Annotated in this window: 9 protein-coding genes; 7 read left to right on the forward strand and 2 right to left on the reverse strand. The window is 64.7% G+C overall.

What is annotated here, in order from left to right; genetic code table 11:
- Window positions 1-68 precede the first annotated feature (68 nt).
- Window positions 69-1,250, reverse strand: a complete 1,182-nt coding sequence (locus VLU25_18970; GenBank protein HSR70018.1) for a M20 family metallopeptidase — start codon at window positions 1,248-1,250, stop codon at window positions 69-71.
- A gap of 3 nt (window positions 1,251-1,253) precedes the next feature.
- The gene (locus tag VLU25_18975; GenBank protein ID HSR70019.1) at window positions 1,254-1,865 is read right to left on the reverse strand and encodes a flavin reductase; all 612 of its coding nucleotides are present in this window, start codon (window positions 1,863-1,865) and stop codon (window positions 1,254-1,256) included.
- Window positions 1,866-1,964: 99 nt separating this feature from the next.
- Between VLU25_18975 and VLU25_18980 the strand changes: the two genes are divergently transcribed.
- The 7 genes from VLU25_18980 to VLU25_19010 are packed head-to-tail and all read left to right on the forward strand — an operon-like array spanning window position 1,965 to window position 10,335.
- The gene (locus tag VLU25_18980; protein ID HSR70020.1) at window positions 1,965-3,182 is read left to right on the forward strand and encodes a hypothetical protein; all 1,218 of its coding nucleotides are present in this window, start codon (window positions 1,965-1,967) and stop codon (window positions 3,180-3,182) included.
- Between the two features lie 29 nt (window positions 3,183-3,211).
- Window positions 3,212-4,423: an ATP-grasp domain-containing protein gene (locus VLU25_18985; GenBank protein HSR70021.1), complete on the forward strand. Its 1,212-nt coding sequence runs from the start codon at window positions 3,212-3,214 to the stop codon at window positions 4,421-4,423.
- 60 nt (window positions 4,424-4,483) lie between these two features.
- Window positions 4,484-7,072: a M14 metallopeptidase family protein gene (locus VLU25_18990; GenBank protein HSR70022.1), complete on the forward strand. Its 2,589-nt coding sequence runs from the start codon at window positions 4,484-4,486 to the stop codon at window positions 7,070-7,072.
- 14 nt (window positions 7,073-7,086) lie between these two features.
- Window positions 7,087-8,202: an alanine racemase gene (locus tag VLU25_18995; GenBank protein HSR70023.1), complete on the forward strand. Its 1,116-nt coding sequence runs from the start codon at window positions 7,087-7,089 to the stop codon at window positions 8,200-8,202.
- A gap of 27 nt (window positions 8,203-8,229) precedes the next feature.
- A complete protein-coding gene (locus VLU25_19000; protein HSR70024.1) occupies window positions 8,230-8,883 on the forward strand; it encodes an SCO family protein in 654 nt (217 codons plus the stop codon).
- An 8-nt stretch (window positions 8,884-8,891) separates the two neighbouring features.
- Window positions 8,892-9,518, forward strand: a complete 627-nt coding sequence (locus VLU25_19005; GenBank protein HSR70025.1) for a L,D-transpeptidase — start codon at window positions 8,892-8,894, stop codon at window positions 9,516-9,518.
- Between the two features lie 58 nt (window positions 9,519-9,576).
- On the forward strand, window positions 9,577-10,335 hold the full coding sequence (locus tag VLU25_19010) for an MBL fold metallo-hydrolase (protein HSR70026.1): 759 nt from the start codon (window positions 9,577-9,579) through the stop codon (window positions 10,333-10,335).
- The last annotated feature ends 253 nt before the right edge of the window (window positions 10,336-10,588 follow it).

A 10,588-nucleotide genomic window follows, 5' to 3' on the forward strand; every position in this document is an offset into this window, starting at 1 on the left:
TTGCTACAAGCGTAGCAAAAGTTACTACAGCTGTAGCAAGGCGTCAAGAAAAAAAAGCTCCCAGCGGGTCAGGTCTTGTCTCGGTCGGGCGGGGCGAGCAGGAGCAGGGTCAGCAGCGAGCCGCGTTCGGCCAGCTTGTCGATCTCCACGAACTCGTGGCTGGCGTGGGCGCCTCCGCCCACCGCGCCCAACCCGTCCAGGGTGGCGGCGAAGAGGCTGGTGATGTTGCCGTCCGAGGCGCCTCCGGCCGAGCCTTCCTGCAGATCCAGTCCCAGTTGGCGTCCCAGCCGGCGGGCCGTCTTCCAGAGGCGCCGGTTGCGGGGCGTCGGCTCCAGCGGCGCGCGACCCACGTTGCCTTCGATCAGCAGCTTTACGCCGGGGGTTTGGGGCTGCAGGCCATGAATGGCCTGCTCGATTTGGCGGGCCGCTTCCATGGAGGGGACTCTGACGTCCACCACCGCCTTGCTCTGGGGAGCCACCACGTTGGGGCGCAGTCCTCCGTCGATGGTGCCCACGTTGACGGTCACTCCGCTGGCGGGATCGTTCAACCGGAAGAGTTCCTGGATCACGTAGGAAAGTTCGAGGATGGCGCTGGCTCCTGCTTCGGGCTCCAGTCCGGCGTGGGCGGCGCGTCCCCGCACCGTGATGGTGAACTGTCCGATGCCCTTGCGTGCGGTCTTGATGAGTCCTTCGCGGCCCAGGGAAGGTTCCAGGACGAAGACGCGGGAAGCGCAGCGGGCCAGCCTGCGGATCCACACCTCGGACTCGGCTGATCCGATTTCTTCGTCGGAGTTGATGAAGACCAGGGGCGCCGCCGGGGGGTCCAGTCCCAGCTCGTGCAGGCAGCGCAGGGCGAAGACGATTTGGGTCAGTCCGGCCTTCATATCGTAGACGCCGGGTCCGCGAAGCTGGCCGTCCCCGGCCACCACCGGCATCTCCGCCAGCGTGCCGTGAGGCCAGACGGTATCGGTGTGGCCCAGCAGCATTTGCACCGGTCGGCGCCGCCGGCGTTCACGGGGCCGGGCGTAGAGGTGACCTCCGCTGCGCCGGCCTTCGATGATGCGCACCTGGAAGCCGATCTGTCGCAGGGAATCGCCGAGGATCTTTTGAAGCGGCTGCTGGGAGGCGGGATCGCTGGAGGGCGACTCGGCCAGAGCCAGCCGCTTCAGGTACTCCACCATCTCTTTCAGGTGGGTCGTAAAGTAGCCCTCAACCTGGCGGGTCACGTCGGCTTGGCCGGCTCGCTTCACGGTCTACCTCTGAAAGTCCTGGGGAAAGGGAAAGGCCTGGGAGTCTTCCACCACCGCGAAGCGTCCCGGATGCAGGTAAGCCAGAAGCGGCGTTTCGAAGATCAGTTGGTTGTCGTCTCGTTCGGACCGGCGCAGGGCGTCTTCGCGGGCGGAGGCGGCCAGGATGCTTCCGGCCATGATGCTGTTGTCGGCGAACCCGTCCACGATCTTTTCCAATCGGCATTCCAGGCACAGGGTGGAGTCCTCCACCAGGATGCCGTCGATTTGGCGGGCGGCCACCGTGGGCAGCGCCTTGAGCGAAGGCTTGGCGCAGTCGTCCTGGCGGGGACCGGCGGCCAGGCTGGCCAGAAGTACTTGACTGGGGCGGGGAAAGCTGACGGTGAAGACCTTGTCGCGGCGGATGTTGCGGTAGGTGCTGTGTCGCGGCGTGCAGACGAAGCCGAAGTAATTGTCCCATCCCAGCGGAAAGGCCATGTGCTTGGGCGCCAGGTTGTAGGACCCGTCCTCTTGACGGCTCCCTACCAGCACCAGCGGAGCCACGGTGAAGACGCGCTCCCAGATCGATTGGGTCAGGTCGAGAGGGATATGAGGCGGGCTTCCGGTCTCATCAGTCATCAGATGTCCAGTTTAGCGCGAATCGTCCAGAGAGCGAAGCAGCGCGCCACGGGCCTTGATATGATCCTCGGGCGTCCCGCCGGGCGCAGGGGAGACAGCATGGCCAACGTCATTTTTGTGGCGCCTTTTTTCCTGGAGACGACACTGCGCTTCATCAACGGCGCAGCCGATCTGGAAGACGTCCGCTTGGGGGTGATCAGCCAGGATCCCGCCGGGAAGATACCGCCCGGACTGCGATCCAAGCTGACCGCTCACTGGCGCGTTGAGGACGGCATGGATCCCGCCCAAATCGTAGGCGCCGTACACTCCCTGGCCGCCCGCATGGGGCCACCCCAGCGCCTCTTGGCGGCCTTGGAGCACCTGCAGGTGCCTCTGGCCAAGGTGCGCCAGCACTTGGGACTGCAGGGAATGAAGGTGGAGACGGCCCGCAACTTCCGCGACAAGTCGCACATGAAGACGCTCTTCCGTGAGGCGGGCGTGCCTTGCGCCCGGCACCGGCTGGTCGACAGCGTCCAGGCGGCACGCTCCTTTGCGGCAGATGCGGGATATCCGGTGGTGGTCAAACCCAACGAGGGCGCCGGGGCCAAGAACACCTACCGCCTCAACGACGAGGAGCAGTTGGAACAATACCTGGCCGCCTATCCGCCTCAGCGCGTTGGGGCGCTCTTCGAGGAGTTCATGACCGGCCAGGAACATTGCTTCGACAGCGTTTGGATCGGCGGCCAATGCGTTTGGCACTCCATCTCGCGATACCTGCCTACGCCCTTGGAGGTGATGGAGAACCCCTGGATTCAATGGAGCGTTCTGCTTCCGCGCGGCATCGGGGGAGAGGAATACGAGCCCATCCGCCAGGCCGCCGGCCGAGCCCACCGGGCGCTGGGCGTAGAGACGGCCCTGACCCACCTGGAGTGGTTCCGCCGTCCCGACGGCAGCGTGGCCATTTCTGAGGTGGCGGCCCGTCCGCCCGGCGCCCAGTTCTCCACTCTCATCTCCTACGCCCACGACATCGACCTCTACAGCGCTTGGCCGAGGCTGATGGTCTTCGACCGCTTCGATCCTCCCCAGCGCCGCTGGGCGGTGGGAGCGGCCTACCTGAGAGGCCAGGGGCGGGGACGGGTCAAGGCCGTCCACGGACTGGAGCAGGCTGAGAAGGAGCTGGGTTCCCTGGTGGTGGAAGCGCGGCTGCCCCAGTTGGGGCAAACTCCCAGCGGAACCTACGAGGGAGACGGCTACGTCATCTTGCGCCATGCTGAAACGGCGCCGGTGGAAGAGGGCTTGGCCCGTCTGGTGGAACTGATCCGCGTGGAATTGGCTTGAGGAAGACAACCGGCTGAGGAACAGAATCTATGAAAGTGGTGATGATCTCTCCTGGTTTCCCGGCGGAAATGCCCTTCTTCACCGCCGGGCTGGCTGGCTGCGGGGCTCAGGTGCTGGGGATCGGCGACCAGCCGGTGCAAGCCTTGCCCGAACTGGCCCGCAGCCATCTCGCCGCCTACCGCCAGGTGAACTCGCTGTGGGACGAGAACGAAGTGGCCCAGGCCATTGCCGGTTTCCAGACCTTCATCGACCGCATCGAGTGTCCCTGGGAGCCGGGAGTCCTGATGGCGGCGCGCCTGCGCGAGCGCTTTCACATCGAAGGAATGCGCGAAGCCGAGACGGTGCCCTTCCGCGACAAGGAACGCATGAAGCAGGTGCTGGACGAGGCCGGCATCCGCACCCCGCGGCATGCCCGCGCCAGCACGGCCGAGGAGGTGCGCGAAGCGGCTGAACGCATTGGCTACCCGCTCATCGTCAAGCCCATCGCCGGAGCCGGTTCCGCCGACACCCACCGCCTTGACGATTCCCGCCAGCTTGAGGAAGTGCTGTCGGCAATCGGCCACGTCAAAGAGGTGAGCGTGGAGGAGTTCATCGAGGGCGATGAGTATACTTTCGACACCATCTGCGCCGATGGAAAGATCCTCTACTTCAACATCGCCTGGTATCGTCCCCGTCCCCTCATCGCCCGCACCGTGCAATGGATCTCGCCCCAGACCATCGCCCTGCGCGACGTGGACGCGCCGCATCTGGCCTCGGGCCGTCGCATGGGCCAGGCCGTCATCCAGGCGCTGGGCTTCCGCAGCGGATTCACCCATATGGAATGGTTCCTGAAACCCGACGGGGAGGCGGTCTTCGGCGAAATCGGCTGCCGTCCCCCGGGAGCGCGCAGCGTCGACATCATGAACTGGGCGGGCGACATCGACCTCTACCGGGGATGGGCCGAAGCGGTCTGCCTAGGACGCCTCGGCCAGGAAGTGCGGCGGCGCTACAACGCCGCCGTCATCTTCAAGCGGGCCCAGGGGCAAGGCCGCATCCAGCGGGTGGAAGGCCTGCAACGGCTTCTCTCGGAAATCGGCCAGCACGTGGTCAACATCGACCTGCTTCCGGTGGGCGCCCCGCGGCGCGACTGGAAGCAGACCCTGCTCTCCGACGGTTGGGTGACCCTGCGCCATCCCGACTTGCAGCGCACCCTGGAGATGGCCGACCGGGTGGGCACCGACGTCCAGATGTTCGCCGGCTGAGGCAGCCTGCAAGGGGCCAGCCGGCAGCAATGTTTACAGCAACGCTAGGGTAATAAAGACATGTCATCGACGCTCACCAAGATCCTCTTGCTCATCCTTCTGGTCCCCAGACCAGGCCTGCTGGCGGCGGAGAAAAAGCTGGACCCGGATTTTCTGCCCCAGGGGGCCAGCTATCATCCCGACGTCCCTTCGCCGCAGGACTTCCTGGGCTACCCGATAGGCAGCCGCTTTACCCGCCACGACCGGCTGGTGGCCTACTTCCGCCAACTGGGGGAGTCGAGTCCGCGGGCCCGTTTCGAGATCATGGGGCAGACCTATGAGATGCGTCCGCTCATCCGTCTCAGCGTGACCGACCCCGGACGGCTGGGAGGTCTGGAAGAAGTCCGTCAAGCTCACCTGAGGGCCGCTGATCCCTCCAATCCCGAAGACCCCGACCGTCCGGTAGTGATCTTGCTGGGCTACGGAGTGCACGGCAACGAGTCCTCTTCGGCGGAGGCCGCCATGCTGGCCGCCTACCATTTTTGCGCCGCCCAGGGGGAAGAGGTGGAAGCCCTGCTGAGGAAAGCGGTCATCCTCTTCGACCCCGTCTACAATCCCGACGGGCGCGACCGGGCCAGCCATTGGTTCAACATGCACCGCAGCCGTCATCTCTCCGCCGACCGCTGGGACCGCGAGCACAACGAGGGATGGCCCAACGGGCGCACCAACCATTACTGGTTCGACCTCAACCGCGATTGGCTGCCCGGCGTCCAGGTGGAATCGCGGACCCGCATCGAGGCCTTTCACCAGTGGCTGCCCAACGTCACCACCGACTACCATGAGATGGGCTCGGACAGCACCTACTTTTTCGAACCCACCGAGGAGGCCAACCAGAATCCGCTGGTGCCCGACGAGACCTACCAATTGACGGCCGAGTTTTCCACCGCCTGGGAGGAGGCGCTGGAGGAGTTGGGCTCGCTTTACTACACGCGCCAGGTATACGACGACTTTTATCCCGGCTACGGGTCCAGTTATCCCGACCTGCACGGGGGCATCGGCGTGCTCTTCGAGCAGGCCAGTTCGCGGGGACACCTGCGGGAGACGGTTCACGGCCAGCTCAGCTTCGCCTTCACCATCCGCAACCAGGTGCGCACCAGCCTGGCCACCGTCCGCCGTGCGGTGGAATTGCGTCCCCGCCTGCACAAGCTGCAGCGCGACTTTTTCGCCTCGGCCCGCGAACCGGGAGGCGCCTACGTTTTCGGCGAACCTTCCGACCCTGCCCGCGAGGACGCTTTTCTCGACCTGCTCAGGCTGCACAAGATCCGCGTCCACCGGCTGCAAAGCGATGCCAGGCTCGGGGACGCCCAGTTTGCCGCCGGAGAGGCCTTCATCGTCCCTCTGGCCCAGCGCCAGCGCCGCATGGTGCAGTCGATCTTCGAAACCCGCATCGAGTTCCCCGACAGCCTCTTCTACGACACCAGCGCCTGGTCGATGGCCCATGCCTACGGCATTCCTCACGCTTTCATGGGGGCGGAGGCCTTTTCCCAACCGCTGCTGGGTCCGGAAGCCGACGATGCCCCCGCCGCGCCCTCCGCCTCCCCGGCGCTGGAGCGGGCTCGCTATGCCTACCTGTTCGAGTGGACCGATTCGCGGGCGCCGGCTCTGCTGCATGAATTGCTGTCGCGCGAGGTGCGGGTCAAGACTGCCTTCGAGCCCTTCAGCATCGGCGGGCACGATTACGGGCGGGGGACCATGCTGGTTCCCGTCTCCATTCAGGAGACCGACGCCCAACGCCTGCACCACTGGATGAGCCAAGCGGCCTCCCGCCACGGCGTGCCCGTCCGGACAGTCCCCTCAGGACGCACCTCGCGCGGTCCTGACCTGGGAAGCAACGACTTCCGCCTGGTGCCGCCGCCCCGACTGCTGATGCTGCTGGGGGACGGGGTCTCGGCCTACGAGGCGGGAGAGGTTTGGCATTTGCTGGACACCCGGGTCGGCATGCCCTTCACCAAGGCCGACCTTTCCGACCTGCAGCGCTTGCCCCTGGAGGAATACGACACCCTGGTGATGGTTTCGGGCAACTACTCGCGTTTGCAAGAGGCCGATCGGGAGCGGCTCAAAGAATGGATATCCCAGGGCAACACCCTGATCGCCCTGCGCTCAGCCGTCGAGTGGGCCGTCACCTCGGGGCTGGCCGAGGAAAAGCTGCTGCCCGAAGGCCCGCCCGAGCCTCCGGCACAGGACGCCCCGAGCTCCGAGAGAACAGAGCGAATCGACTACGCACAAGCCCGCGAAACCGAAGGAGCCAAGGTGATCGGGGGCGCCATCTTCGCAACCGACCTCGACATCACCCACCCTCTCGGATTCGGCTACAGGCGCCGCCAACTGGCCGTCTACCGCAACAGTTCCATCCTCTTGCAGCCCAGCAGCAACCCCTACAGCAGCGTGGCCGTCTACAGGGAGTCGCCGCTGATCAGCGGCTACATCTCGCAGGAAAACCTGGAGAAGCTGGCCGGTACGGCTTCGCTGTCGGTGAGCGGGCGGGGCCGGGGACGCATCGTCCTCTTCGTCGACAACCCCAATTTTCGAGGCTTCTGGCACGGCACCAACCGCCTTTTCCTCAACGCCGTATTTCTGGGAGGCCTTATCGACCTCCCCCGCGTCCGCTAGGCAGGAGATTAGCCATGACCTCTCTGAAAGACCTGCGCACTCCGGCCTTGATCGTCGATCTCGAGAGGGTTGAGGCCAACGCCGCCAGAATGCAGGAGAATGCCCGCCGCATGGGCGCCCGCCTGCGTCCCCACGTTAAGACTCACAAGACGCTGGAGGCCGCCCGCATACAGACCAGGGACGGCTTTCAGGGCATCACCGTCTCGACTCTGGCCGAGGCTGAATTCTTCAAGGCGGGCGGGTTCGACGACATCACCTACGCCTTCCCCATAACGGCCGCCAAGCTTCCCGCCGTCGCCGAGATCCAAGACGGGATCGACTTTCACATCGTGGTCGATCACCCGGCTCAGATCCGCGCCGTCGAGCACTACGCCGAGCGGCACCGGATGAGATTCTCGGTGTTGCTCGAAATCGACTGCGGATATGGGCGCAGCGGCGTCCCCTGGCACACCTCCCGTCCGCTGCGCCTGGCCCGGCGCCTGGACGATTCGCGCCACACCGCTTTCCAGGGACTGATCACTCACGCCGGGCAGTCCTATGCCGCACCCAATCCTCCCAAGATCACCAAGATCGCCCGCAAGGAGCAGGAAAACCTGGGCAAGCTCTTGCAGCGCCTGCAAGAAGTGGACATCGACTGCCCCACGGTCAGCGTGGGCTCCACCCCCACCTGCTCGCTCTTCGTGGAAGAACTGGAGGCCGCCAACGAGATCCGTCCCGGCAACTACATCTTCTATGACAGGACCCAGGCCGACCTGCAGAGCTGCCGGCCGGAGGACTGCGCCGTCAGCGTCCTGAGCACCGTTGTCTCTCACTACCCGGGCCGCAACGAGATGCTCATCGACGCCGGTGCGCTGGCCTTGAGCAAAGACCGCGGACTGGTTCGGGATGCCCGCCAGGAGATCGTCTACGGGGTCGGCCTCGACCATCCTCACCTGAGGGTGGAGAGCATCAGCCAGGAGCATGGAATCGTCGGTTCAAAGAACAATATCGACTTCCACCAGTTCCCCATCGGAACGCGGCTGCGCATCATCCCCAATCACTCCTGCCTTACAGCGGCCGGTTTTCCCGAGTATCATGTTTTTGACACGCAGGGCTTCAAAGAGGTCTGGAAGCCCGTCAGAGGATGGTGAGGGGGGCGCTCGTTTCGAGGAAGAGGAATGACGATTCGCAGCGTAGTCATCGGAGTGGTCCTGGCCGCCTTCATCGTGGCCGGCTGGGTGGCCTTCCGTCTCTACACCCGTGATCCGGCAATCGCCGGCCAGCGCCCGGACAAGCTCGAGGTGCTGTGGGAGGCGCCCGAGTTCAGCCTCATCAACAGCCGCGGAGAAACCGTTACCCGCCAGGATCTCAGCGGCTATGTATGGGTAGCGGACTTCATGTTCACCCGCTGCCCCGGCCCCTGCCCGCTCATGACCCGGGCCATGCTCGAATTGCAGGAGATCATCCAGCCCGAAGAACCTGTACGCTTTGTCTCCATCAGCGTCGATCCGGCTTACGACCGGCCCCAGGTGCTGGCCCGGTACGCGCGCCGCTACGGCGCCGACACTTCGCGCTGGCATTTCCTCACCGGGCCTCCCGACGACACCGTCCGCCTGGTCGTCAATGGTTTCTTCACCGCCGTCCAGCGCGGCCGGGCCGAGTCGGCTGAAACGGCGGTCAATCCCTCGGAGATCATTCACGGGACCCATTTTCTGCTCATAGACGTCCAAGGAAGGGTGCGGGGCATTTATGACATTGCAGACCCGGATTTCCAGCAGCGGCTTGTGCGCGACATCCGCCGTCTCAGCCATTCGGCCGTTATGCCGTCTTGAAAATCGATATGACGCTACTCGCCTTTCTTCTCCTCAGCTTCGCCGCCCAGTCCGGGCAGCCCGTGGAGCCGACCGAGGATCACCGCTCCCGGCAGGAACTTGAAAAGACCCTGCAGATTATTGCGCAACGTGACTATCCAGAGCACGACCTCAGGCGCTTTCTCTTCGTTTCGGTGGCTCGCCAGCGCATGTATCTGGTGGAAGAGGGCCGCGTGAGGCGCACTTTTACCGTTTCCACCTCCAAGAACGGAGTGGGCAACCTGAAGGGCAGCGAAAAGACTCCGCCGGGGCTGCATGAAGTCTGCGCCAAGCACGGCGACGACGTTCCCCTGGGTGGAATCTTCAAGGGACGCGTTTACACCGGCGAGCAGGCCGAAATCCTGCAGGACGGCACCGACCTCGACAGCGACGACGTCACCACCCGGGTGCTGCGTCTGTGCGGCCGCGAGCCGGGACGCAACAAGGGAGGCCGCGTCGACACCTTTCAGCGCATGGTTTACATCCACGGCACCCCCGAAGAGGGCCTGCTTGGACGTCCCGCTTCGGACGGTTGCGTGCGCATGAAGAACAGCGAGGTCATCAAACTCTACGAGATGGTCGAAGTGGGCATCCCCGTACTCATTCTCGAACTGTAACCCTTGTGAATTGGGGATTGGTCGTTGGAAGCCCGACCGCAGGTCGCAAGAGGTCGCCATGAATGTCACTATTCTCGGATCCGGTACCGCCATCCCTCATCCCCGGAGAGCTTCTCCCGGTTTCGTCATCGAGCATGAAGGCTTGGTGCTGGTCGACCCCAGTTCCGGCTCCTTGCACCGCCTGGCGCGCAGCGGACTCGACTTCCGCCACATCCGCAGCGTGATCTTTTCCCACTACCATCCCGACCACACCGGCGATCTGCTGCCTCTGCTCTTTGCCTGCTACATCGACCAGGACGCGCCCCAACGGCTGCTCCTGCTGGGACCGCCCGGACTGCGCCGCTTCGTGCAGGGACTGGTCAGCCTCTACGGGGAATGGGTGGGACGGCTGCATTCCCGCCTCGACATCGAGGAAGCGGAGGATTGGTCGGGCCTGGTGCAGGGCCTCTCCCTGAGTTCCCTGCCGGTGGTCCACTCAGAGCCCGCGCTGGGCTACCGCTGGGAAAGCCCCTCGGGGCGGACGCTGGCTTACTCAGGAGACACCGAACCCTGCCACAACCTGGTGCGGCTCTGCAGCCAAGCCGACGTGGCCTTGCTGGAAGCCTCCTACCCGCGTCATCTGGAGGCGCCGGGCCATTTGACCGGATACAGCGCCGGCCGAGCCGCCGCCCAAGCCGGCGTCAAGCGCCTGCTGCTGTGCCACCGCTATCCGGTCTGCGACCAATACGATCTGCTGCAAGAGGTCCGTGAGGCAGGCTTTGAGGGAGAATGCGAGTTAGCCGCCGACGGCCAACGCTTGAACTTGTTGGCCACCTAGCCATAGCCAGCCCGGTGGAAGCTGCATCCCCGCGGCCTTCCAGATGTCTCCAGCCCACACCGTCGTCAAGACCGGCTAGCCAGTGCCCGGCCGGGTGGGAGGCGCATCCTTGCGGCGATACCCGCCATTGTTCCCGCCAGCCGCTGAGCTGATTGCTGTGCGACTCCCTCCGCTAATTGTCTCCGCTAGTGCAGTGCGTCAGACGTTTGAGCCACCCTGTCGCGTTATTCCACGCTTTCAGCGTTCAGACTTT

The organism is Acidobacteriota bacterium, assembly GCA_035471785.1.
Taxonomy (GTDB): domain Bacteria; phylum Acidobacteriota; class UBA6911; order RPQK01; family DATIPO01; genus JANQFM01.

Excerpts from the sequence above, each read along its gene's own strand:
- VLU25_18975 (HSR70019.1), bottom strand. The coding sequence starts at position 1,865 with ATGACTGATGAGACCGGAAGCCCGCCTCATATCCCTCTCGACCTGACC.
- VLU25_18980 (HSR70020.1), top strand. The coding sequence starts at position 1,965 with ATGGCCAACGTCATTTTTGTGGCGCCTTTTTTCCTGGAGACGACACTG.
- VLU25_18985 (HSR70021.1), top strand. The coding sequence starts at position 3,212 with ATGAAAGTGGTGATGATCTCTCCTGGTTTCCCGGCGGAAATGCCCTTC.
- VLU25_18990 (HSR70022.1), top strand. The coding sequence starts at position 4,484 with ATGTCATCGACGCTCACCAAGATCCTCTTGCTCATCCTTCTGGTCCCC.
- VLU25_18995 (HSR70023.1), top strand. The coding sequence starts at position 7,087 with ATGACCTCTCTGAAAGACCTGCGCACTCCGGCCTTGATCGTCGATCTC.
- VLU25_19000 (HSR70024.1), top strand. The coding sequence starts at position 8,230 with ATGACGATTCGCAGCGTAGTCATCGGAGTGGTCCTGGCCGCCTTCATC.
- VLU25_19005 (HSR70025.1), top strand. The coding sequence starts at position 8,892 with ATGACGCTACTCGCCTTTCTTCTCCTCAGCTTCGCCGCCCAGTCCGGG.
- VLU25_19010 (HSR70026.1), top strand. The coding sequence starts at position 9,577 with ATGAATGTCACTATTCTCGGATCCGGTACCGCCATCCCTCATCCCCGG.